The 23,565-nt window shown below is 62.9% G+C and carries 21 protein-coding genes; 3 read left to right on the top strand and 18 right to left on the bottom strand.

What is annotated here, in order from left to right:
* Nucleotides 1-20 precede the first annotated feature (20 nt).
* The 7 genes from BTW08_RS01895 to BTW08_RS01865 all read right to left on the bottom strand — a co-directional run bounded on the left by BTW08_RS01895 (nt 21) and on the right by BTW08_RS01865 (nt 7,472).
* A complete protein-coding gene (locus BTW08_RS01895; RefSeq protein ID WP_075560818.1) occupies nt 21-1,058 on the bottom strand; it encodes a proline racemase family protein in 1,038 nt (345 codons plus the stop codon).
* Between the two features lie 54 nt (nt 1,059-1,112).
* Nucleotides 1,113-1,826: an ABC transporter ATP-binding protein gene (locus tag BTW08_RS01890; protein WP_075560857.1), complete on the bottom strand. Its 714-nt coding sequence runs from the start codon at nt 1,824-1,826 to the stop codon at nt 1,113-1,115.
* A 68-nt stretch (nt 1,827-1,894) separates the two neighbouring features.
* Nucleotides 1,895-2,671 (bottom strand): ABC transporter ATP-binding protein, encoded by a 777-nt coding sequence (locus tag BTW08_RS01885; protein ID WP_075560817.1) that lies wholly within the window; start codon nt 2,669-2,671, stop codon nt 1,895-1,897.
* 9 nt (nt 2,672-2,680) lie between these two features.
* Complete coding sequence (locus tag BTW08_RS01880; RefSeq protein ID WP_075560816.1) at nt 2,681-3,685, bottom strand: branched-chain amino acid ABC transporter permease; 1,005 nt, start codon at nt 3,683-3,685, stop codon at nt 2,681-2,683.
* Nucleotide 3,686: 1 nt separating this feature from the next.
* A complete protein-coding gene (locus BTW08_RS01875; RefSeq protein WP_075560815.1) occupies nt 3,687-4,601 on the bottom strand; it encodes a branched-chain amino acid ABC transporter permease in 915 nt (304 codons plus the stop codon).
* A gap of 124 nt (nt 4,602-4,725) precedes the next feature.
* Complete coding sequence (locus tag BTW08_RS01870) at nt 4,726-5,850, bottom strand: branched-chain amino acid ABC transporter substrate-binding protein (RefSeq protein WP_075560814.1); 1,125 nt, start codon at nt 5,848-5,850, stop codon at nt 4,726-4,728.
* A gap of 326 nt (nt 5,851-6,176) precedes the next feature.
* The gene (locus BTW08_RS01865) at nt 6,177-7,472 is read right to left on the bottom strand and encodes a hypothetical protein (RefSeq protein WP_245392099.1); all 1,296 of its coding nucleotides are present in this window, start codon (nt 7,470-7,472) and stop codon (nt 6,177-6,179) included.
* A gap of 416 nt (nt 7,473-7,888) precedes the next feature.
* Between BTW08_RS01865 and BTW08_RS01860 the strand changes: the two genes are divergently transcribed.
* Nucleotides 7,889-10,477 (top strand): membrane-bound PQQ-dependent dehydrogenase, glucose/quinate/shikimate family, encoded by a 2,589-nt coding sequence (locus tag BTW08_RS01860; RefSeq protein ID WP_075560813.1) that lies wholly within the window; start codon nt 7,889-7,891, stop codon nt 10,475-10,477.
* Between the two features lie 619 nt (nt 10,478-11,096).
* Here the strand turns inward: BTW08_RS01860 and rpoH are convergent.
* The 4 genes from rpoH to ftsY all read right to left on the bottom strand — a co-directional run bounded on the left by rpoH (nt 11,097) and on the right by ftsY (nt 15,486).
* Nucleotides 11,097-11,963 carry an RNA polymerase sigma factor RpoH gene (gene rpoH, locus BTW08_RS01855; RefSeq protein ID WP_075560812.1) on the bottom strand — a complete coding sequence of 289 codons (867 nt, stop codon included), beginning with the start codon at nt 11,961-11,963 and terminating at the stop codon, nt 11,097-11,099.
* A gap of 282 nt (nt 11,964-12,245) precedes the next feature.
* Nucleotides 12,246-13,226 (bottom strand): permease-like cell division protein FtsX, encoded by a 981-nt coding sequence (gene ftsX / locus BTW08_RS01850; protein WP_075560811.1) that lies wholly within the window; start codon nt 13,224-13,226, stop codon nt 12,246-12,248.
* On the bottom strand, nt 13,223-13,891 hold the full coding sequence (ftsE, locus tag BTW08_RS01845; RefSeq protein WP_075560810.1) for a cell division ATP-binding protein FtsE: 669 nt from the start codon (nt 13,889-13,891) through the stop codon (nt 13,223-13,225). The genes ftsX and ftsE overlap by 4 nt, the downstream gene beginning before the upstream one ends.
* Entirely contained in the window at nt 13,888-15,486 is a 1,599-nt protein-coding gene (gene ftsY, locus BTW08_RS01840; RefSeq protein ID WP_075560809.1) for a signal recognition particle-docking protein FtsY, read from the bottom strand. The genes ftsE and ftsY overlap by 4 nt, the downstream gene beginning before the upstream one ends.
* Before the next feature lie 213 nt (nt 15,487-15,699).
* Here ftsY and rsmD point away from each other — a divergent pair, with 213 nt between their 5' ends.
* Nucleotides 15,700-16,272, top strand: a complete 573-nt coding sequence (rsmD, locus tag BTW08_RS01835; RefSeq protein WP_246837620.1) for a 16S rRNA (guanine(966)-N(2))-methyltransferase RsmD — start codon at nt 15,700-15,702, stop codon at nt 16,270-16,272.
* Nucleotides 16,273-16,398: 126 nt separating this feature from the next.
* Complete coding sequence (locus tag BTW08_RS01830) at nt 16,399-16,605, top strand: cell division protein ZapB (protein ID WP_075560807.1); 207 nt, start codon at nt 16,399-16,401, stop codon at nt 16,603-16,605.
* Nucleotides 16,606-16,687: 82 nt separating this feature from the next.
* On the opposite strand, the gene BTW08_RS01825 is transcribed toward BTW08_RS01830, so the two are convergent.
* The 7 genes from BTW08_RS01825 to prfB all read right to left on the bottom strand — a co-directional run bounded on the left by BTW08_RS01825 (nt 16,688) and on the right by prfB (nt 23,405).
* On the bottom strand, nt 16,688-17,188 hold the full coding sequence (locus BTW08_RS01825) for a GNAT family N-acetyltransferase (protein ID WP_246837619.1): 501 nt from the start codon (nt 17,186-17,188) through the stop codon (nt 16,688-16,690).
* Between the two features lie 118 nt (nt 17,189-17,306).
* The gene (locus BTW08_RS01820; protein ID WP_075560805.1) at nt 17,307-18,215 is read right to left on the bottom strand and encodes a hypothetical protein; all 909 of its coding nucleotides are present in this window, start codon (nt 18,213-18,215) and stop codon (nt 17,307-17,309) included.
* A complete protein-coding gene (locus BTW08_RS01815; protein ID WP_075560804.1) occupies nt 18,215-18,526 on the bottom strand; it encodes a BolA/IbaG family iron-sulfur metabolism protein in 312 nt (103 codons plus the stop codon). Before BTW08_RS01815 ends, BTW08_RS01820 begins: the two co-directional genes overlap by 1 nt.
* Before the next feature lie 94 nt (nt 18,527-18,620).
* The gene (locus BTW08_RS01810; protein ID WP_075560803.1) at nt 18,621-20,009 is read right to left on the bottom strand and encodes an MFS transporter; all 1,389 of its coding nucleotides are present in this window, start codon (nt 20,007-20,009) and stop codon (nt 18,621-18,623) included.
* Between the two features lie 43 nt (nt 20,010-20,052).
* Nucleotides 20,053-20,442 (bottom strand): hypothetical protein, encoded by a 390-nt coding sequence (locus BTW08_RS01805; protein WP_075560802.1) that lies wholly within the window; start codon nt 20,440-20,442, stop codon nt 20,053-20,055.
* Between the two features lie 206 nt (nt 20,443-20,648).
* Complete coding sequence (lysS, locus tag BTW08_RS01800) at nt 20,649-22,196, bottom strand: lysine--tRNA ligase (RefSeq protein ID WP_083627625.1); 1,548 nt, start codon at nt 22,194-22,196, stop codon at nt 20,649-20,651.
* A gap of 110 nt (nt 22,197-22,306) precedes the next feature.
* Nucleotides 22,307-23,405 (bottom strand): peptide chain release factor 2 gene (prfB, locus tag BTW08_RS18875; RefSeq protein WP_110640452.1). Its coding sequence is split into 2 segments (ribosomal slippage): nt 22,307-23,329 and nt 23,331-23,405, totalling 1,098 coding nucleotides; the frame shifts between segments, so codons are not numbered across the junction.
* Nucleotides 23,406-23,565 lie beyond the last annotated feature (160 nt).

Genomic DNA, 23,565 nt, shown 5'->3' with positions numbered 1-23,565 from the left:
GAGCGCCGAATCGAGGCTCGTTAGCGGTCGCCGATGCGCGGCCAGGTATCGGCGAGACGATAGCCGGCGGGCCACGGGTCGTGAGGGTCGAGGGTGTGCTGATGGGTGCCGGTGATGAAAGCGCGGCCGCGGATCAGCGGCGTCACCGCTTCCTTGTCGCCAACGCGAGTCGTGCCGTCGAGCTGGCAATAAAAACGTGAATCGATGATCGATTCGCCGATGAAGGTCTCGTTCAGCCCGAGCTTGCCCTGAGCATGCAGCAGCGCCATGCGCGCGGAACAGCCGGTACCGGTAGGCGAACGATCGAGCTTGCCGGGCTGAATCGCCACCGTATTGCGCCCAAGCCAGGCATCGCCCTCCCGCGTCAGCGGCGCGGCGATCTGGCAGAACGAGACGTGCCGCCACTCGGGATTGGCGGGATGATGGAAGCCGAACTGCTCGTTGACCGCATTGGTAATGCGGATGCCGGCCTCGACCAGCTCCCGTGCTTCGTCCGGGACCAGTCGGAAGCCGAGATCCTCAGCATCGACGATCACGAAACTGTCGCCGCCGAAAGCCGTATCGACGCGAAGCGTGCCGAGCCCTTCCACTTCGAGCTGCAGATCGCGCCGGTCGACGAATGCAGGCAGGTTGCGCACGGTGACGTCCAGCACCCGACCATTCTCGCAGCGCGCCACCATCTCGATCACCCCGCCCGGCGCCTCCAGCACCAGCTGCGTCTCCGGCTCCTGCATCGGCAGAATGCCGGTCTCGAGCAGTACGGTGGCGACACACAAGCTGTTGGAACCGGACATCGGCGGCGTGTCTTCCGGCTCCATGATGATCCAGCCCATCTGCGCGCGCGGATCCTTGGCCGGCACCAGCAGATTGACGTGCCGGAAGACGCCTCCTCGAGGTTCGTTGAGCATGAAGTGGCGCAGCGTCTGGTCGCGTGCGATCCAGCGCGACTGCTCCCATAGCGTGTCGCCGGGCGGCGGCGCCACCCCGCCGACGATGACGTCCCCGACCTCGCCCTCGGCATGACAGCTGACGCTATGAATCACCCGACTGGTCTGCATTCGATCCTCCGACATTCGACAGGGCGCTGGCGATCTGGATGCAACGCCACGTCGTCACTCGCCGACGCCCAGGTAGGCCTTCACGATGGATTCGTCTTCGCGCAGCTCGGCGGCAGCGCCCTGCATGCGGATCTCGCCGTTCTCGATCACGTAGGCGTAATGCGCCAGACGCAGCGCCAGGCGCGCATTCTGCTCCACCAGCAGGATCGTGGTCCCGGCCTCGTTGAGACGTTTGATGATGCGCATGATGTCGGTCACCAGCTTCGGCGCCAACCCCATGGAGGGTTCATCGAGCAGCATCACGCTGGGCCCGTGCATCAAGGCGCGCCCCATCGCCAGCATCTGCTGCTGTCCGCCGGAGAGTAGCGAACCATCCTGATGGCGGCGCTCGTGGAGGATCGGAAACAGCCCGTAGACCTCGTCGAGTCGCTGGCGGCGCAGCGCGTTGTCCTTGACCGTGAACGCGCCGAGCTCCAGATTCTCCTTGACCGTCAGCCCACGCAGGATCCGGCGCCCTTCGGGCACGTGGACCACGCCGCGGCGGGCGATGTCGTGGGCGGCGAGCTTGGCGATCGACTCCCCTTCGAGCTGAACGTCGCCCCGATGCGCCCGCACCAATCCCGACACGGTCTTGAGCGTGGTCGACTTGCCGGCGCCGTTGCTGCCCAGCAGGGTCACGATCTCGCCTTCGTGGACATCCAGTGTCACGCCTCGCAACGCCTGAATCTTGCCGTAATAGGCTTCGACGTCGCGAATGCTCAGACGCACCTTGTCAGGCCGCTTGGCGGTGGCCGATGCCCCGGGGCGTGTGGCCTCGGGTCGTGTGGTGGTTTGCGTCACAGCGCCAGCTCCTCCTCGTCCTGACCGAGATAGGCCTCTATCACTCTGGGGTCGTTCTGCACCGTGTGGGGGTCGCCCTCGGCGATCAGACTGCCGTGATCGAGCACGCTGATCCGCTCGGAGACGTTCATCACCAGGCTCATGTCGTGTTCGATCAGCAGCACAGCGACGCCGCGCTCGTCCCGGATGCGTCGAATCAGCTCGATCAAGCTCTGTTTCTCGCTGCTGTTGAGCCCCGCCGCCGGCTCGTCGAGTAGCAACAGCTTGGGCTCGGTCGCCAGGGCGCGGGCGATCTCGACCCGGCGTTGATGCCCATAGGCCAGATTGGTCGCCAGTCGCTCCTGTTGCCCCAGCAGGTCGACGAAATCGAGACACTCGAGACTGGTCTCGAGAATCCGGCGCTCTTCGGCGCGCTGACTCGGCAGGCGCAGTATCGCCGCCAGCGCACCGGACTTGGTCCGGCAGTGCTGTCCGGCCATGACGTTCTCGAGCACCGACATCTCACGGAAGAGGCGCACATTCTGGAAGGTACGAGCGATGCCCATCCGGGTCACGGCATGCGGCTTGCGTTTGACGATACGCTCGCCATCCAGGGTGATATCGCCCTGCTGCGGGCGATAGAAGCCGGTGATCACGTTGAACATCGAGGTCTTGCCGGCGCCGTTGGGGCCGATCAGGCTGTGAATGCGCCCCGCCTCGACACCGAAGTCGACATCGTGCAGTACGGTGTTGCCGGCGAAGCTCAGCGACACCTGTTTCAGTTGCAGCAGCATCGCTTTCTCCTAGGATCTCTTTTCGGGCCAGATACCACTCGGCCGGAACAGCATGATCAGCAACAGCAGTACGGCGAATATCAGCAGTCGCAGGGTGCCGAAATCACGCAGCAATTCGGGGCCGAGCACCACGATGAACGCGCCCAGGATGACGCCGGGTATCTTGCCCATGCCACCCAGCACCACCGCCAGCAGAATCAGCACCGACTGCTGGAAGCTGAAGCTCTCCGGTGAGATGGCCCCCAGATTGACCGAGAAGAAAATCCCGCCGATCGCCCCGAAGATGGCCCCGGTCACATACGCTGCCAGCTTGGTCGCCACGCGATTGATCCCCATCGCTTCGGCGGCGTCCTCGTCGTGGCGCACGTAAAGCCAGGCCCGCCCCAGCCGGGAATCGAACAGCCGCTGACTGGCGACATAGGCCACCACCGCCAGCACTACGAAGACATAGTAGAAGTCGATCGAGCTATCGATGTGCCAGCCGAACAGCGACGGCTCCGGTATGTGCGACAGACCGCTGGCACCACCGGTGATCTCCAGGTTGCGCGCGGTGAAGCGCACGATTTCGCCGAAGCCCAGCGTCACGATCGCCAGATAGTCACTGCGAAGACGCAGCGTGGGCCCGCCGATGATCACCCCGGCGAGCGCCGCGGCCAGCAGGGCAAACGGAATGGCCGCCCAGAAGTTGACCCCGAACTGCTGGGTCAGAATGCTGACGGTATAGGCGCCGACGGCGAAAAAGGCGGCGTAGCCGAGATCGAGCAGCCCCGCATAGCCGACCACGATGTTCAGCCCCAGGCAGAGCACGACGTAGAGCAGCGCGTTGGTCAGAATGACCGTGGTGTATTGACTGGATATCCATGGCGTGACGATCAGAATGGCCAGAATGACGACATGCAGTGCGCGCCGTCTTCCCGGCGATTCGAAGGCGGCATAGAGGCGCTGAAACAGATTCCGCGGCCGCGGTTCTTGGCCGTCTGGGGCAGTCACCGGGGTTGGTTTGGGTTCGGACATGTCACATCCTCTCCACTTCGGATTTGCCCAGCAGTCCGGTGGGCTTGAATACCAGCACCAGAATCAGGATCGAGAAGGTGAAAACGTCCTTCCACTCGCTGCCGATGAACGGAATGTGCGTACCGAAGGACTCCAGCAGGCCCAGAATCAGGCCCCCCAGCATCGCCCCGGTAATACTGCCGATCCCGCCGATCACCGCGGCGGTAAAGGCCTTCAATCCGATCAGAAAGCCCATGAAGTACCAGATACTGCCGTAGTACGCACCCGCCATGGTGCCGGCGGCGGCGGCCAGCCCCGAGCCGATGAAGAACGTCACCGCGATTACCGCGGAGACGTTGATTCCCATCATCCGACACATGTCCTTGTCGATCGACACCGCACGCATGGCGCGCCCGTACAACGTCTTGGAAACGAACAGTTCGAGCGCAATCAGCAACACCGCGGCGGTCGCGACCAGGACAATCTGGTTATAGGAAAGAAAGAGATTGCCGAGGTTGAAGCCACCGAATCCCAGATCGGTCTGAAACGCGGTGTACTGGCCACCGGTCAGTGCCAGCGCTGCGTTCTGCAGTACCAGCGAAACCGCCAGCGCCGTAATCAGGATCGACAGCCTCGGCGCGCCGAACATGGGATGGTAGGCCACCCGTTCGATCACCACGCCAAGACAGCCCACAGCGAGCATTGCCAGCAGCATGGCGATGAAGATGCCGAGCCAGCCGGCGCCGACGAAACCGGAGATCAGCGATAGTCCGCCAAAACCCGCGAAGGCACCGGTCATGTAGAGATCGCCGTGGGCGAAGTTGAGCAGTTTGATGACGCCGAACACCATGGTGTAACCGAGCGCCACCAGGGCATAAAAGGAGCCCAACACCAGCCCGTCGACGAGCTGCTGCAGAAAAGAGTCGTACCAGGTCATGAGCGTGCATCTCTGGACAGCGGAAAGCGCAAGGGTGCGCCGGGAGCGCTGCGGGGATCATCGAACCCGCAGCGCTTGCCGGCACCGTCGGCTCAAGCGGTAGCTCGGGCCACGGGGCTACCCGTCATTTCTTCTCGTAGCGGGTCCACTTGCCGCCCTGCCCTTCGAGCACCACGAAGTTGCTGCGCGCCAGGGTATGCTGGGAGGTGAAGGAGATCGGGCCAGCCAGCCACTCTTTGCCATCGGCGCTGTTCAGGGCTTTGATGATGGCATCGGCATCCGTCGATCCGGCCTTGTCGATCGCCCAGGCCATCAACTGCAGGCCATCGTAGGCGAGCGGTGCATATGGCCCCGGCGCATTGTCGAACTTGGACTGATAGTCGCTGATGAACTGCTTGGCGGCCGGCAGGAAATCGGCGGTCGGATTGGAGAATGCGAACACGCCTTCCGCCGCCTGGCCGGCAATGTTGAACAGCTCCGGCGAGTTGGAGCCATCGCCCACCGCGATGGTCCCCTGGAAGCCGCGTTGACGGAGCTGACGAATCAGCAGGCCGCCGTCGGCGTAGTAGGCCGTCCAGAAGACCGCTTCGGCACCGGAACCGCGGATCTTGTTGACCAGTGCGGAGAAGTCCTGCTCGCCCTTGTTGATGTATTCGAACGCGGAGACGGTGTGGCCGGCGCCGGTCCAGGCATCGCGGGTCAGGTTGGCCAGATCCTGCGAATAGGCGTCGCCCTGATTGACGATGGCCAGTTTCTCGATGCCTTCGCCCTCGAAGAAGTCGAGCGCGGTCTTGGCCTGATCGTTCCCCGTGGAATTGATCATGACCGCGTTGCCCGGATTGGCCGGAATCAGCTGCGTCGAGTTGGCGGCCACGATCACGAACGGGATATTGGCATCACCGTAGGTCTTGAGCGTGGGCTGGGTGGCACCGGAGCAATACCCGCCGACCACGCCGACGACTTCCCGCGAGGCCAGACGGCTGGCCGCGTTGACCGACTGCTGCGGGTCACAGGCGGTATCGCCGGTGACCAGCTCGATCTGACGGCCGCCCAGCAATCCACCCTTGGCGTTGATCTCGTCGGCGGCCAACGACATGGCGTTGAACATGTCCTTGCCGTAGGTGGCTTCGGAACCGGTCGTCGGAACCTGAACGCCCAGCGTGATGGGGCCCTCCTGAGCCATGGCGAGAGAACCGGCGGCGAGATTGATGACGGCCGCGGAGGCGATCAATTTGAGAAATTTACCCATACAGCAACACTCCCTTCAGCGCTTTTTGTTTGTTCATGCTTGTTTGTGGGTACTGCAAAGGGTCGGGCATCGCGCCCTTCCGTGCCTGGACCGCGCCGATCGCGGCATTCCTTCATCCTGCCATGGAAAGTTACATTCTGACACTAAGCTTTTCGTAGGCCGGCTGAAGCCGGCTGACAATAGACACTAGGCTTTTCGTATAAAATATACAAGAAGATCCCCGAGAGCCGTATGCCGTTGCCGAGCAAGCCCGTGGCGGCCCCGGCCGGCCAAAAAAAACGCCCAGCAATCGCTGGGCGTTCATCTTGCACCATCCCTGGCTCGGATCAGTAAGTCAGACCGAAATGGGACTGGATGCTGGTATGCCAGCCGTCATCGACGGGAGAACCGAAGTAGTTCAGCCCGTTCTTGTTGGTGATGACGTCGAACCAGGCGTAATAGCGACCAGCCGTCAGTTTGACGCCGATGTCGTTGAGCATCGGATCGTCCATGTCGCCATAGCCGCCATTGATGGCGGAGAAGTCGTCAGACGGATCAATGTAGCTGAAGTCGTTGAAGAAGTAGGCGTTCTCGATCGGTCCCCAGTCGACATCCATGCTGTAGGCCAGACTCGCCGAGTACATCTCGCCCTCGGCCGGAATCAGGTAGTTGAAGCCAAACGCGCCAATCTGAACCACGTTGTCGGAAATGCCGGAAGCGGCTTCACTCGGGTTCTTGGCATTGAACTCGTAGGTCGTGGCCTGCAGCTGAGTCATCCAGTTGCCATAGCTGCCATCCAGACCCATCGCCACCGCCCAGCTGTCTCCGCTCTTGTTCGTATTGTTGTTATAGAGCTGCCCGCCCTTGGCGGAAAGATTGACCTGAGTGGTGTAGTCACTGCCTTGATTGAAGGTGTACGCCAGGCGCCCGGCCAGCTGATTTTCCTCGGTATTGCCCTGCGCGCTGTCGCCGATGGCATTGGCGCCATAGTGCTCGTTACCGTCACCCAGCTGATCGCTCTTGAAGAAAGCCAGGCTGGACTCCCAGGCACCCTGGGTATGATCCCATTTGATGCCGGCATTCTGGTTGTCGTTGAAACCCGCCAGGTACGGGAGACTGCCGTACCAGCCGAGATAGCCGTAATCCATGTTGCCGAACGGCGTCTGGACCAGACCGAGCTTGACGTTGTCATTATCGCCGAACTGATAGCCGGCCCAGGCATGGTGCAGAAAACGATAGCCATCGTAGAGACGATACTGGAAAGAGTAGGAGAGCGGACCTTCGCCGCCATCCATCCCCAGAATGAACTTGCCGAAATCGAGATCCCCGGCCGTGTCCTGACTGGTCTCGTCCCAGTCATTGAAGGTGTAACCCAGCTCCACGGTACCGCTGAACTGCGGCGTCCCGACCTCGTCCAGCATGGAGCGATTTTCTTCGGCCATGTCGCGGGTCTTGGTCGCTTTCGTCTGCTGACTCTCCCGCTGTTCGGCCAACTGCTGTTGCAGCTGCTGGACTTGTTGCTGCAAGGCGTCGAGCCGACGCTGGATCGCGTCGTTATCCTGTGAAGTCTGCGCCAGCGCCGTCGGCACGCACGCCATCAGCCCTACGGCAAGGCCGAGGGATTTGAAGATCGGTGAAGTCACGTTGTCGTTCCCTTAGTACAGGTTATTAGTACGGATGCCGGGCTCGGATCCCGGATACAGATTCTTATTACAGGCTATTAGTACGGATCCTCGATATTATTAGGTTAGCGTTATTCCGGTGTCGTCGATAAAGCCGTCAAAAAAGCCGTCGATAAAGCCGTTGGACGCTCTTGTAGGCTTATTGCACATTTACCGTAACAAAACGGCTACCCCCCTTAAACCTTTGCCGGACAAAAGGGTTGACGCAATAGGTCGCCAAAAAGCCCGAATTAACGCGAATTTGTGGCCTGAAATCATCGCGACCCTGCGATACCATGACTATCCTTATCGCATGCGACTCCATGTCGCGGTAAGCATCTGGCGCATCGGAGCATGCGCCTGAATAACCATTAGAGTTTGTTTCAAGGGAGAATTCCGTGGCCACTTCGACCTCTTCCGGCGGCGTTGGCGCAATATTCGCCAAGCTTGTCGGGATCATCGTTGCACTTGTCGGTCTGGCGCTGGGAGCCGGTGGCGCTTATTTGGCGACACTCGGCGGTTCCTGGTATTACCTGATCGCCGGGATATTGATGCTGATTGCCGGCATCCAACTGTTTCGCGGCCGGATCTCCGGCGCCGGTATTTACGGAATCGTCTTCATCGGTACGTTCCTGTGGGCGGCCTGGGAGTCGGGGCTCAATTACTGGCGCTGGATTCCACGGCTCGACGTGGTGCTGATTCTCGCCATCCTGGTCGCACTGGTCACTCCCGCGCTCAGGGGCGGTCCGTCACGCAAGGCCGGGTTTTCTGTCGCAGGTGTCCTGTTCCTGGGCCTGATCGTGGCCGGGGCACTGGCTTTCCTTCCGAACCGCGGTTATGAGCATCCCGAAGATGTGCCGGCACTGGCCCAGGAGTCGCTGTCCACCGATGTCGGGGACGCCCAGCCGGCCGATGTTCCCGCTGACGAAGACTGGTCCGCCTATGGCCGGGATTCGGCGGCTACGCGCTACTCCCCTGCCGACCAGATCACGCCGGACAACGTTGGTGATCTCGAGGTGGCCTGGCAGTACCGCACCGGCGATATTCTCGACCACCGCTGGGGTGCGGAAACCACGCCGCTGAAGGTCGGCGACGATGTCTTCCTGTGCACCTCGCGCAATATCCTGATCTCGCTGAATGCCGCGACGGGTGAAGAGAACTGGCGCTACGATCCGCAGGTTTCCAAAGACGCTATTCCCTACACCGCCGCGTGCCGTGGCGTGACGTATTACAAGACGCCGACAGATTCATCGTCGAGCGCCGATCCGTCGACGGCTCAGAACGGCGAGGGCTCTCCGGCCGCCGATAGCGGCCAGGACGGCAACGATAGCCAGAGCGGCGACAATCAGCCGGCGCCGACAGACGATACGTCTTCCGGCCAGGGCGCAATCGCTTCGAACGACGATCAGTCCTGCCAGGCGCGGATCATCTCCGGCACGCTGGATGGTCGCCTGATCGAAGTCGACGCCGCTACCGGCGAGCCCTGCACCGACTTCGGCGACAACGGCCAGGTCGATATCAAGCGCAACATGGGCGAGACCCCGGACGGCTATGTCTCCATCAACTCTGCACCGATCGTGGTACGTAACGTGCTCATCACCGGCCACCAGGTGCTGGATGGTCAGCGCCGCTATCCGCCCTCCGGCGTGATCAAGGGCTATGATGTCGAGAGCGGTGAGCTGCTATGGGCCTGGGATGCAGGTCGTCCCGACCAGAGCGAGCCGTTGACGGGCGATGACACCTACGTACGCGGTTCTCCCAACATGTGGACCACCGCCGTGGGCGACAGCAAGCTCGGCATGATCTATCTGCCGATGGCCAACAGTGCCGGCGATTACTGGAGCAGTTCGCGCACACCGGAAGAGAACGAGTGGGCCGCATCGATGGTCGCGATCGACGTCGAGACCGGCCTGCCGAAGTGGCACTTCCAGACCTCACACAAGGATGTCTGGGATTATGATCCCGGCTCGCAGCCGACGCTGATCGACTTCCCCACCGACAATGGCAAGGTGCCAGCGCTGGTGATGCCGACCAAGCAGGGCGATATCTACGTCTTCAACCGCGAGACCGGCGAATTGCTGGGCGGCGGTGCCGAAGAACGCCCGGTCCCCCAGGGCGGCGCCGAACCGGATCAGCGCAGCAAGACGCAACCGTTCTCGCTCTACGCCACGCTGCGCCAGCCGGACATCGACGAGAAGGACATGTGGGGCATGACCCCGTTCGACCAGCTGTTCTGTCGTATCCAGTACCGTCAGGCGAGCTGGGAAGGCATGTACACCCCGCCGACCGCCGAACAGCCGTGGATCCAGTACACAGGCTACAACGGGGGCTCCGACTGGGGCAGCGTGGCGATCGATCCGCATCGCGGCGTGATCATCGCCAACTACAACGACATGCCCAACTACAACGAGCTGGTGCCGCGTGATGTTGCCAACAAGCTCGGCTGGGTGCCGCGCGACGAGCAGAAGGAAGACACGGGCGGAGCCGAAGGCGCCGGTGATCCACAGGCCAATACGCCCTATGCGATCAATGTCAACGCCGGCTGGCGCGTACCGTACACCGGCATGCTCTGCAAACAGCCGCCATACGGGCATATTCGCGCCATCGATCTGGCGAGCGGCGATACCCTGTGGGACCGTCCGCTAGGTACGGCTCGCGCCAACGGCCCATGGGGCATCCGTTCGGGACTGCCGATCGATATCGGTACGCCCAATAACGGCGGCTCGGCGGTGACTGCAGGCGGCCTCATCTTCATCGCTGCGGCGACCGACGACCTCATTCGCGCCATCGACATCGAGAGCGGCGAGACAGTGTGGCAGGCGCCGCTGCCGGCGGGAGGCCAGGCCAATCCGATGGTCTATGAAGCCGACGGGCGTCAGTATGTGGTCATCGTGGCCACCGGGCATCACTTCATGGAAACGCCTACCGGCGACTATGTGATCGCCTACGCACTACCGAAGGGTGAGGACGACACTTCATCGCAGTGACGAATCAGGCCCCGGTCAGGAAATAACTGCCGGGGCGTCGATCCGAAAAGTGTTGTTGATGTGATCGAGTACGATCAAGCGGCGGTGTCGATGACACCGCCGCTTTTTTTGATTGGCTGATATGAAGATGACGAGGCTGCTGGCACGGGACGGACTGCCACAACGCCACAACGCCACAACGCCACAACAGAGTCCCGCTTCAGAATCTTCCCAGCGAATACGGACAGGCGGACAGGCGGACAGGCGGACAGGCGGACAGGCGGACAGGCGGACAGGCGGACAGGCGGACAGGCGGACAGGCGGACAGGCGGACAGGAAGTGAAAACTAAGCGGACACCAAACCGACACTAAAAAGCCCGACCCCCGTGCAGTACGGGGTTCGGGCTATGCATCGATTTGACGGCAGTTTCTATACGAGGGGCAGTCGTCAGGCAGAAGAGATAACTAACGCTGGCCGGTTCTCATCGACCGGGCTGACTGCGACATGAAGCTCTTACAGACGGCGTTTCGGTTACGAGGCGCTACCGTTACCAAGTACCAAGTACCAGGCGCCCCTGTGGCAGGACGCGTTGATAACAGACGCGCTGATGACAGACTTACCGACCACAGACGCCGAGTATCAGGCGGCTACCATATCACCAAGCTGCTGCTTGATCTTCTTCATGGCGTTCTTCTCGAGCTGACGAATCCGCTCGGCAGAGACCCCGTAGACATCGGCCAGCTCATGCAGCGTGGACTTGTGATCGGAGAGCCAGCGACGCTGCAGAATGTCACGCGAACGGTCGTCCAGTTCGCTCAAGGCGCCTCGCAGCCGCCCCGTGTAGTCGGCTTCCCAGTCGTCCGCTTCGAGCTTGGCCGCCGGGTCAAAACTGTGATCCTCGAGATACTGCGCCGGCGCCTGATAGCCCTGATCTTCCTCTTCGCCGGGACTGGCGTCGAAGCCCGCATCATAGGATGACAGGCGACCTTCCATTTCCCGCACGACCTTGGGCTTGACGTCGAGATCCTTGGCGATCGCGTCGACTTCGTCATTGTTCAACCAGGCAAGACGCTTCTTGGCGCTGCGCAGATTGAAGAACAGCTTGCGCTGGGCCTTGGTGGTCGCAATCTTGACGATGCGCCAGTTACGCAGCACGTACTCGTGAATCTCGGCCTTGATCCAGTGAACCGCGAAGGAGACCAGACGAACTCCCTGGTAGGGATCGAAGCGTTTGACCGCCTTCATCAGCCCGACGTTACCTTCCTGAATCAGATCGGCCTGCGGCAACCCGTAGCCCGAGTAGCTGCGGGCGATGTGAACGACGAAGCGTAGGTGCGACATGATCAGGCGACGAGCCGACTCGAGGTCGTCCTCTTCGTACAGACGTACGCCCAGGTCGTGTTCCTCTTCGGCCGTCAGCACGGGAATGCCGTTGACCGCTTGAATGTAGCCGTTGAGATCGTGACCCGGGGAAAGGTTCCCAATGGATTGAAGACTGTTGCTCATCTGCGATGTCTCCATGCTGGGCGGCGTGTCGGAGCGAAGAGCCGGTCAGCTCGATCCGCTTGGGAACACGTCGCAACAGGTTGTTCTGCCTGTCTACGAGGATACCTGATAGGACCCTCAGCCTAGACAAAAGTTCAATATTCTCGCCAGTATCAGTGGTGCTGAAACTGAAGCTTGGCGAGTGATGACCGATACGTTGAGTGGTTTTTTAGCGCATCCCATGGCCATTGACCATCGCGCCGAACCACCCATGACGACTCATGACTACCCATAATAAATAGGCTAACGCGGTTTGATGTCCGCCAGATGACGACCCACCGCGAGCCATGCTCCCAACCAGCCTAATAGTGTACTAAAAAGCAGCAGGAATGCCGAATGTCCGATACCCAGCGAGGGCAATGCGAAGTGCGCACCATAGCTTTCTGCCAGCGCCGCGACCGGCGAGGCCAGCCAGTTGCCGCCAAGTACCAGAATGATCAGCGACAGCGCCCCGCCGCCCAGTCCGTACCAGGCACCGCTATAGAGAAAGGGGCGGCGGACGAAGGCATGGGTCGCGCCGATCAGCGTGACGACCTCGATTTCCTGCCGCCGGCTTTCTACCGCCAAACGTATGGTATTGCCGACTACCAGTAGCACGCCCAGGCCGAACAGCAGCGCCAGCGCCAGCGCCACGCGCTGGCCGAGCGCCGCCAACTGTTGCAGACGATCGAGCCAGGCCAGATCCAGACGCACTTCGTCGACCCCGTCGAGGGCCTGCAGCCGTTGACTCAACGCCTGAACTTCAGCGGGCGCCGTCGCGTCGGGGGTGACTACGACACTCGCCGGCAGGGGATTGGTCTCGAGCTGCGAAAGCGCATCGTCCACACCCAGCGTCTGCTGGAAATCCGCCAGCCCTTCGGCGGCAGTCACCAGCCGCGTGCCGGCCACACCGGGCTGCTCGCCGACTTCGGCGGCCAGGTCCATGGCGCGAGACTCGCCCACATCGGCGGCGAAATAGACCGTCAACGTGGCACTCTCGTCCAGCTCGGCGTCCAGCAGCCGCGCGCTGTCCAGTGCCAACCACAGGCCCGCCGGCAGGATCAGCGCGATGGCGATCGCCAACATCGTCAACAGCGTTGCTATCGGCCGTTTGACCAGTCGCAATGCGCTGTCGCTCATCATCGCCCGATGATGCCGCAGCCAGGCGCGCCCGCCGCCGGAAGCGCGACGCTGCGGCTTCTGCGCGCCGCGAGGGCGCTCAGCGGAAGGCTGGCGTTCGCTCATGCCGCCTCCCCGTCACCGACCAGGCGGCCGTCGCGCAGCTTCAGCACGCGATGCCGCAGCCGCGCGATCAGGGCCAGGTCATGGCTCGCTACCAGCACCGTGGTCCCGATCCGGTTGAAATCCTCGAACAGCCGCATGATATCGGCGGACAGCTGAGGATCGAGATTGCCGGTCGGCTCATCCGCCAGCAGCAACGCCGGCTTGTTGACCACCGCGCGGGCGATTCCCACCCGCTGCTGCTCGCCGGTGGAGAGTTCGATCGGCAGCGCCCGCTCGCGATGCAGCAGCCCGACCTTGTCCAGCGCCGCGCGCACGCGGCGCGCGGCATCGGCCGGCTCGACCCCCTGGATCGTCAACGGTAACGCCACGTTGGCGAAGATGTCGCGATCGAGCAGCAGCTGGTGGTCCTGGAAGACCACGCCGATCTGGCGTCGGTAGTAGGGAACCTGACTGATATGCAGGCGGTCGAGATCGTGACCGGCAACCAGCACCCGCCCCCGCGAGGGACGCTCGAGACGCATGACCAGTCGCAGCAAGGAACTCTTGCCGGCACCGGAATGGCCGGTCAAGAAGAGCATTTCGCCACGTTCGACGCGGAAATTGATATCGGCGAGCGCTTCGAAACGCCCGCCGTAGCGTTTGCCGACGTGCTCGAAAGCAATCATGAATCCGCGTCGCCATCCCGGCCGGCGTCTCGATCGAACAGCGCCTTGACGAAGGTCTGAGCATCGAACGGGCGCAGATCCTCGAGCGACTCACCGACGCCGATGAAACGGATGGGGATGCCGGTTTTCTTGGCCAGGGCAAAGATGATGCCGCCCTTGGCGGTGCCATCGAGCTTGGTCAAGGTGATACCGGTGACCGGAATCGCCTCGTCGAAAGTGGTCGCCTGAGAGATCGCGTTCTGGCCGGTGCCTGCATCGAGTACCAGCATCACCTCGTGCGGTGCCGTGGCGTCGAGCTTGGCCATGACCCGCTGCACCTTCTTGAGCTCTTCCATCAGATGGCTCTTGTTGTGCAGGCGACCGGCAGTGTCGGCGATCAACACGTCGACCTTGCGCGCCTTGGCCGCGGCGACGGCGTCGTAGATCACCGAAGCGCTGTCGGCGCCGGTATGCTGAGCGATCACCGGCACGCGGTTGCGCTCGCCCCACACCTTGAGCTGCTCGACGGCAGCGGCCCGGAAGGTATCGCCCGCCGCCAGCATCACGCTGCGCCCTTCGTTCTGGAAACGCTGGGTCAATTTGCCAATGGTCGTGGTCTTGCCGACACCGTTGACGCCGACCATCAGGATCACGAACGGGCCTTCGCCCTTCGGCGGCAGCTGCAGCGGCTGGGTGACCGGTTCGAGCAACGCCGCCAGCTCTTCCTGCAGCGCGCGGTAGAGCGCGTCGGCGTCGGCGAGCTCCTTGCGCGAGACACGCCCGGTCAGGCGCTCGATAATCTCGCTGGTCGCCTCGATGCCCACATCCGCCAGCAGCAGCTGCGTTTCGAGATCTTCCATCAGATCATCGTCGATCTGCTTCTTGCCCAGCAGCAGATCGGCGACGCCATCGGTCAGGTTGGCACGTGTGCGTCCCAGGCCAGCCCGCACCCGCGATAGCCAGCCTCCCTTGGGCTTCTCCTTGGGCGCTGGCGCCGGAGTATTCGACTCGAGTGAAGGCTCGGGCTCGAGCGCCTCGGATACAGGTGATTCAGGCTCGGGCGTCTGGGAGGCCTGGGATGACGGCGTGGGTGCGGGCGTCACATCCGTCGCCAGCTCCGTCGCTCGCGTGCCTGCCGCGGGGGTTTCTTCCAGCGAGGACTGCGGCGATTCCTGCGACAGCGGCTCGCTCAGCGCCTGCTTGGCAGCCGTTTCCTCGAGTGACGAAGGGTCGTAATCCACGGTCGCCGACCGATCGGGATCCTCGGCCTGGACGAGCGATTCATCGCCCGGTGTGGCGGTCCCGACTGCCGGGGCGACAGTGTCGTCTCGAACGGAAGGTCCGTCGTCGACAACGGGAGATTCCGGGTTCCGTTCGACGGCCGGCTGCGGTCCGTCGGAGGACGCGCTGTCATCCTTCGAGATGGCGCTTTCGCCCTTCGAGTCGGCGCTTGCCGAGCCGGCCCCCCTGTCAGGGTCGACCTCGTCACTTTCGCTGGCGGGAACCCCGGCCTCCGCGTTCTCCTCTACTGCCGCCGCTTCGGCCTCTTCCGCCTCGCGCCGACGCGCTTCCTCTTCCTGCTGCTGTTTCTTGCGACTCTTAAATAGTCCGAACATGGATGGCTTCACTGCTGAAAAGCCGTGCTGGCGCCGCTGGATCAGCGTCGGTCATCACGACTTCGGAGAATATCGATAACGAGACCTCATCCTATCACCGCGAGGGTTGCGGGGGTACAATTGCGCGCCATGAATCGACGTCGTCCACGTCGGGCCAGCAATAGCGCCCGAGACCGCACCCAAGGCAGTGCCCGTTCCGGCCAAGACGGCCCCGTGTCATCGCATCGGGGGCCCGGTCAGCTGCGCCTGATCGGCGGCGAATTCCGACGCCGCAAACTGGCGATTGCGCAGAGCCCAGGCTTGCGTCCGACGCCGGACCGAGTGCGCGAAACCCTGTTCAACTGGCTGGCGTTCGATGTCGGCGGCAAGCAGGTGCTGGATCTCTATGCCGGCACCGGCGCGCTAGGACTGGAAGCGCTCTCGCGCGGCGCCAATCAGGCGAGCTTCGTCGAGTCCAGCGCCGTCGTGGCTGACGCGCTCGAAGCGAATATCGAACTGCTGGGGGCCAACGGTCGGGTTCACCGAGGCGATGCGCAGCGATTTCTCGATGGCACGCCGACCGCGTTCGATCTGGTCTTTCTCGATCCGCCCTTCCGTTTGGGGCTTGCCGCTCGAACCTGCCAGCGTCTCGAAGCCGATGACTGGCTGGCGGCCCGAGCGATGATCTACGTCGAAACGGAACACGAACTGGAGTGGCAGCCGCCGGATGGGTGGCAGCTTCATCGAGAAATCGTCGCCGGGGAGAGCCATGGGCGGCTGTTTCGACGCACTCAGAGCGTGGATTGACGTCGCCGGTTCGAGACGCTTGTCGAAGGCTCCGGCGCCACGTAGGCTGGCGCCCACCAGGTCAACAGTTGTTTTCCATCAGGTTGTTTTTCACTAGACAGTCATGAGCTTTCAAGGAGCGTGCCAATGAACGGGGAAATCTTCGCCAAGCTGGAGCAGAAGATTCAGGATGCCGTCGACAGCATCGAGATGCTGAAGATGGAAAACGAAGAGCTCAAGGCGGAAAACGCGCGCTTCCAGCAGGAGCGCGAAGAGTGGGAGCAGCGTCTCGGCGGCCTGCTCGACAAGCTGCAGTCGCTGGATACCCAGACGGGCGACAGCAACAACGGCTGAGTTGAATCCAGGGTGGCCGACTTCTAGCCACCCTGTCGGCACGCCGGCCGCGCTCCCGCGCCTCGGCTCGAATCCCGCTGCCTCACTCCTCCCCCTGGCAAATCAGCTCCCGCGACATCAGCAGCGCATCCTCGCCTCGCCCATCTTCACGCCGATAATAACCCTGCCGCTGACCATCGATGACGAACCCGGCCTGCTCGTAGAGACGTCGAGCCGCCAGATTCGACTCTCGAAGCTCGAGCAGCAATCTCTCCGCCCCGCGCGCCATCGCACTCTCCGATACCCAGGCCAGCAACCCACGCGCCAGACCATGCCGCCGCTCGGCGGGCAGAACGCAGATCGACTGCAGCTCGGCGTCGAAAGGCAGGTGGGCCAGGACGGCCGTCGCCCGCAGCTCGGCACCCTCGGCCGACCACATCCCCCAGACTTCGTAATCGCTGTCGGTCAGTGCAGCACGCAACAACGCTTCCGACCAGGCATCGTCGTTGGCCAGGCGCTCGAACGCCAGCAGTGCCGGCAGATCGTCCATGCTGAGCCGGACCGGGGCAAGATCGGCTGGGAAAGTGTCGGTAGGAGAGATCACGTGGCGCTATCCGGAAAGCGTGGAAAAAATCGACATCGAGGAAGGCCGAGATGGGCAGAGGTCGATATCGTCAGTCAGCGGATCGATAGATGCCGGACTCGGCAAACAATAGTGCCGCTCATGCCCGCGGGGTAGCGCCCTGCCGCCAGGCAGTGGCCAACGATTGCAGCCGTGACCAGCATTCCCGCTTGGCATCAGCGGAAGTCAGCAGATCGTCGGGGTGAGGCAGCGAATGGCAGGTCCAGCCGACGTCGCTCCCGGTGTCGTCATCGGAACTGTTTCTTCCGGCGCTGTTTTCGGCATTCTTTTCGACATCGTTCAACAGCGGCGCCCAGATTTCGTCGCCCACGACGATGGCACCGTCGATCGTCAGGCCGTGGCGCTGGGCCTGGCCGGCACAGAACACCTGGATACCCTCGCGAGCCTCGTCGGCCGGGTCGCTTGCCTGCACGTCCATCAACGGCCAGGAGAGGCTGGACAGCGCGGCTCCATCGCCGGGAACGCCGACACTTCTCAGCATCTGCGCCAGCAGCGCGTGGCCGGCGGTCGACAGCGGCCGGTCACCGGGGAGCATCAGCCACCAGCGATCGCCGATCACCGCAAGCGACAAGGTGAAGCGAAGTGGGTCGGCGAGCACCGGGCGCTTTGCCACCTCTCCGGCCGAACCCACCGGCGCAGATGCCGAAGGAGAGGCTTGACGAGGCGTCGCCGCCGATGACGAAACGGTCGCTGGAGAGACTCCTTCTAGCAGCGCTCGGGCCCGCGCGGGCGGCGAAGCGGCCGGCTCCGACGGAACACCGATCTCGGGCTCCGGAGCGCTGACCGCGGAATGTTCGCGCGCCACCGGGGATGACGGGGTCTCCAGCAGCGCCTGCAGGCGCTGCCCCGGGGCCGGCTTGTCGGGCTCGGCCGCCACCTGCCACTCGCCCTGCTCAGTGGGACTGGCATTGACGAACCGGTATCGCGAGGTCCAGGCGGTGATGCCCATCGCCTCGAGATACTGAAGACGTCGAGGATCGGCGATCACTACTGGCCGCCCCCGCCGCGGCAATTGGGCGAGTCCGGGCGGACTTCACCTCGCGCCGCCCACTGCTGCGGCGTGTAGAGATGCAGCGCCAGCGCATGGACCGGGCCGGCGAGCTCGTCGGCCAGCAAGCTGTAGATCAACTGATGGCGCTTGACCGGCATCAGACCCTCGAACTGTCCGGAAACCAGCGTCACCTTGAAGTGAGTTTCCGAGTCCGGTGGCACATGGTGCATGTGACTCTCGTTCTCGACCGTCACACTGACCGGCTCGAGCGTCTCGAGCTTCTCTTCGATACGTGCCTGAACACTCATGGCAGCTCCTCCTGTACCAACCGGATTATTGTAACGCCTCATCCGCCACCGGGGCGACGGCCCGAAAGACGGGATGCCGGCGCAGCGGGTGGAGTCAGCGTCGAAAGTTCTTGGCGGCCATCGGCGTACGATAGAGACTCAACGCCAGGGCAATCACCACCGAGGCGCACCCCAGCCATAGCGCCAGCGTCAACGAACCGAACGAGAGCCCGAGAATCAGCCCTACCAGCGCCGTCCCCACGGACTGACCGAAGGTGCGCACCGACGCCAGTACGCCGGAGGCATTGGCGCTCAACTCCACCGATACGCTGCCGATCATCTCGCGATTGTTGGGTGCCTGGAACAGCCCGTAGCCCACGCCGCAGAGCGCGGTTCGCCAGACCACGTCGAGGTTGCTCGAATCGGCATTCAGCCCGGTTAGCGCCAGCATGCCGAGCAGAAACAGCCCCAGCCCGGTCGAGCTGATCAGTGCGGGGTTGCCCTTGTCCGCCAGCCGCCCGGCCAATGGCCCGATGATCATGATCACCAGCGGCCAGGGCGTGAACAGTACCGCCGACATGATCGGCGAAACCCCCATCACGGTCTGGTAGAGGAACGGCAGCCCGACGAATGCCACGCCCTGCGCCAGGAATGCAAACATCGACACGACGGCAGCGAACGAGAAGCGCGGCTCGGCGAACAGCGCCAACGGTAACAGCGGACTGGCGACATGGCGTTGGCGATAGATGAACCCCACCAGACAGATCACGCTGAGCGCCAGCGTCAACAGCGCCAGCGCGCCACCGTTGCCATGCCCCAGTTGATCGAGGGCAAAGACGCTGCCACTGAGCATGACGATCGACATCAGCGCCCCCCAGATATAGATTCGCCCGGCAATGGGCTTTTCTCGCGGCAGCGCACGGACGCCCAGTACCAGCGCCAGCAGCCCGATCGGCACATTGATGGCGAACAGCCACGGCCAGCTCGCCACGTGCAGGATCAACCCGCCCAGCGAAGGCCCCGCGGCGATGCCGAACGCCACCGTCAGCGCGCTAAGCCCGATCGCCGATCCCAGCAGGCGCGTGGGAAAGATGATGCGATAGAGCGATGGCCCGATGCTCAGCATGGCCGCGGCACCGACCGCCTGCAGCCCGCGCATCACCAGCAGGAACTCGAACGAGCGTGCCAGCGCACAGCCCAGAGAGGCCACGGTGAAGAAGATCAACCCGCCGAGATAGAGACGATGACGACCGATGCGCCGGCTCACCGCAGCGAAGGTGAGCAATAATGCGGCGGTGATCAGCTGGTAGACGTTGGCGATCCAAATGGACTCGGAACCGCTGATCGCCAGCTCTTTCGCCAGCGTGGGCAGCGCGATGTTGACGATACCGCTATCCAGCACCGCCATCTGGGTGCCGGTGATCATCGCCAACAGCGCCAGCTTGCGTTCACGCCCCGGCAGACCGTCGTCGCCGGGACGCTCTTCGAACAATCGCTTCAGCATGTGGTGAAAAGGCGGCCGACGCCGCCGTCGTAGAGCACCCGGGTCATCGGTCTTCGTCGGTCTCCATCAGCAGCTCATCGTCGACTTCGGACGTTTCCAGCTCGACCTCGTCGTCGAGATCAACCGCCAGGTAGCTGTGCTCGAGGGTCAGAAACTCCTCGAACAGCGCCCAGCTGAGGCTCTCCGGCCACTGGCGCTGGTCCTCTTCCCAGGCCCGCAGTTCGGACTCGAGGATGTCGCTGTAACGCTCTTCGACATAGGCGAGCAGCGCTTCCGGCGTATCCATCTCGGGGATCAGATAAACCGTATTTTCGCCGGCAATGTCGTCGAGGGTCAGATCGTCTTCACCGAGAGTCGGCTCCAACGAGTTGACCCAGTCGACGAACGCCTGGGTCGGCTTGACGCTCAGCGCGGAACGGTTGAGCAGCTTCATCGGTGTCACCTCTTTTTGGGAACCGCTCGGAGTCGGCGGAAATCGAACCGCAGCCATTATGGGCGCTAGCCGCGCTCGTGACCAACAACTCTTGCCCGGCTTCGCCGCGAGCCGCGAGCCGCGAGCCGCGACTGCAAGTCTCACCAGAAACACAAAGCTCGTAGCTCGTAGCTCGTAGCTCGTAGCTCGTAGCTCGTAGCTCCGTATTATTCCGGGCGCATCGCCGGGAACAGCAGCACATCCCGAATGGACGGGCTATCCGTCAACAGCATCACCAGACGGTCGATGCCGATGCCCTCGCCGGCAGCCGGCGGCATGCCGTATTCCAGCGCGCGAACATAATCTGCGTCGTAGTACATCGCTTCCAGATCGCCGGCGTCCTTCTCTGCCACCTGGGCGGCAAAGCGCTCGGCCTGATCCTCGGCATCGTTGAGCTCGGAGAAACCGTTGGCGATCTCGCGCCCGCCGACGAAGAATTCGAAGCGGTCGGTGACATGCGGATTGGTATCGTTGCGCCGCGCCAGCGGGCTGACCTCGGCCGGATATTCGGTGATGAAGGTCGGCTGGTCGAGCCGGTGCTCGGCGACTTCCTCGAAGATTTCGGTCTGCAGCTTGCCCAGACCCCAGCTCGGCTTGATCTGAATGCCGAGGCGCTGACAGGTTGCCGTCGCCCCGTCGATCGTATCGATCTCCGCCTCGCCGATGTTCTGCTCGGCACCGTATTCGAGAATCGACTGACGCAGGGTCAGGCGGCGAAACGACTGTCCCAGATCGTACTCGGTCCCCTGATAGGTGACGGTCGTGGTACCCAGCACCTGTTGCGCCGCATCGCGGACCATCGCTTCGGTCAGATCGAGCAGATCGCGGTAATCGGCGTAGGCCCAGTAGAACTCGAGCATGGTGAATTCAGGGTTGTGGCGCGTCGACAGGCCCTCGTTACGGAAGTTGCGGTTGATCTCGAACACCCGCTCGAACCCGCCCACGACCAGGCGCTTGAGATAGAGCTCCGGGGCGATGCGCAGATACATGTCGATATCCAGCGCGTTGTGGTGCGTGGTGAACGGCCGCGCCGTGGCTCCGCCGGGGATCGGCTGCAGCATCGGCGTTTCGACTTCCATGAAACCGCGCTCGACCATGAAGCGACGGATCGCAGCGATGACGCCGGAGCGCACCTCGAACACGCGCCGCGACTGCGGGTTCATGATCAGGTCGACGTAGCGCTGACGATAGCGGGCTTCGAGATCGGTCAGGCCGTGGAACTTGTCCGGCAACGGACGCAGGCTCTTGGTCAGAAGCTTGGCCTCGACCAGCATCACGTAGAGATCGCCCTTGCCGGATTTGTGGACCGGACCGCGGCCGGCGACGATATCGCCGATGTCCCAGCTCTGGATGTCTTCCAGCAGCTCGGCGGGCAGGCCCTTCTTGTCGACGTAGAACTGGATCTGACCGGAGACGTCCTGGATCACCACGAACGGACCACGCTTGCGCATGATCCGGCCGGCCACGGCCGCCTGACGATCGAGCGACTCGAGCTCGGGCTTGTCCTTGTCGCCCAGCTCCGCCTGCAGATCCGCCGCCAGACTGTCGCGCCGGAAGTCGTTGGGGAACGCGCTGCCGCCCCGCTCCGCCGCCTGCTCGCGACGTGCCGCCAGCTTGGCCCGGCGCTCCGAAATCAGCCGGTTTTCTTCCTGCGCGTCATTCTGCGATTCAGAATGCGCCTCGGAATGAGATTGCGGATTGTCCTGGTTCGCCATGTCGTCGCCTGTCGAAAATTGAAATAAAGCCGCGAGCCGCGAGCCGCGAGCCGCGAATGCAAGTTGCAGCCAAAATGCATCGCTCGTAGCTCGTAGCTCGTGGCTCGTAGCTAGAGACCCTGCTTCAAACTCGCTTCTATGAACTGATCCAGATCCCCATCGAGCACCTTGTCGCAGTTGCTGCTCTGCACGCCGGTGCGCAGGTCCTTGATCCGCTGATCGTCGAGCACGTAGGAGCGGATCTGACTGCCCCAGCCGATATCCGCCTTGCTGTCCTCGGCCTGCTGTTTGGCCTCGTTGCGCTTCTGCATCTCGTGCTCCCACAGCCTCGCCTTCAGCTGCTTCATGGCGAAGTCGCGGTTGGCGTGCTGGCTGCGCTGACTCTGGCACGCCACCACGATGCCCGTTGGCTCGTGGGTGATACGCACGGCCGAATCGGTGGTGTTGACGTGCTGACCGCCGGCGCCGGAGGAGCGATAGGTGTCGGTACGCAGATCGGCCGGATTGATCTCGACCTCGAACTTGTCGTCGACTTCCGGCGACAGAAACACCGACGCGAACGAGGTATGACGGCGACCGCCGGAGTCGAACGGGCTCTTGCGCACCAGGCGATGAACGCCGGTTTCCGTTCTGAGCCAGCCGAAGGCGTACTCGCCCTGCACGTGAATGGTGGCGGACTTGATCCCGGCCACTTCGCCTGCCGAGACTTCGGTCAACTCGGCCTTGAAGCCGTGATGCTCGGCCCAGCGCAGATACATGCGCAGCAGCATGTTGGCCCAGTCCTGGGCCTCGGTCCCGCCGGAGCCGGCCTGGATATCGAGATAGGCGTTATTCTCGTCCATCTCGCCGGCGAACATGCGCCGGAATTCGAGCTTGTCGAGCTGACCCTCGAGATACGCAAGCTCCTTGCGTACTTCGTCGATCGTCGCGTCGTCCTCTTCCATCACCGCCAGCTCGAGCAGCTCGCGATTGTCGGTGAGGCCGCTGTCGAGCGTGTCGATCGTCTCGACCACCGCCTCGAGCGAGGCACGCTCCTTGCCCAGCTTCTGGGCATAGTCCGGATCGCTCCAGACATCCGGGTTTTCCAGCTCGCGGGAGACTTCTTCTAGCCGGTCTTTCTTCTCGGCATAGTCAAAGATACCCCCTCAGGACGTCTGTCCGTTCGGACAGGTCCTTGATGAGGTTGTTGATCGGGTTGATCTCTTGCATGGGGCTCCTGCCAACGTCGCCACCGGCGTGGCGAACGGTCCCGGGATACGGAAACGATCGACTCGCCGAAAAAAGGAGGCCTATTGTAGCCAAACCCCGGCATAGCGTCATCCCGCACGGCGCGGCCGGGCGCGATACGCTAAGGTAAAAAAATCACCCG

The sequence above is a fragment of the Salinicola sp. MH3R3-1 genome (assembly GCF_001937155.1).
Classification (GTDB): Bacteria; Pseudomonadota; Gammaproteobacteria; order Pseudomonadales; family Halomonadaceae; genus Salinicola; species Salinicola halophyticus.
This window is presented reverse-complemented; position numbering and strand designations above follow the sequence as displayed.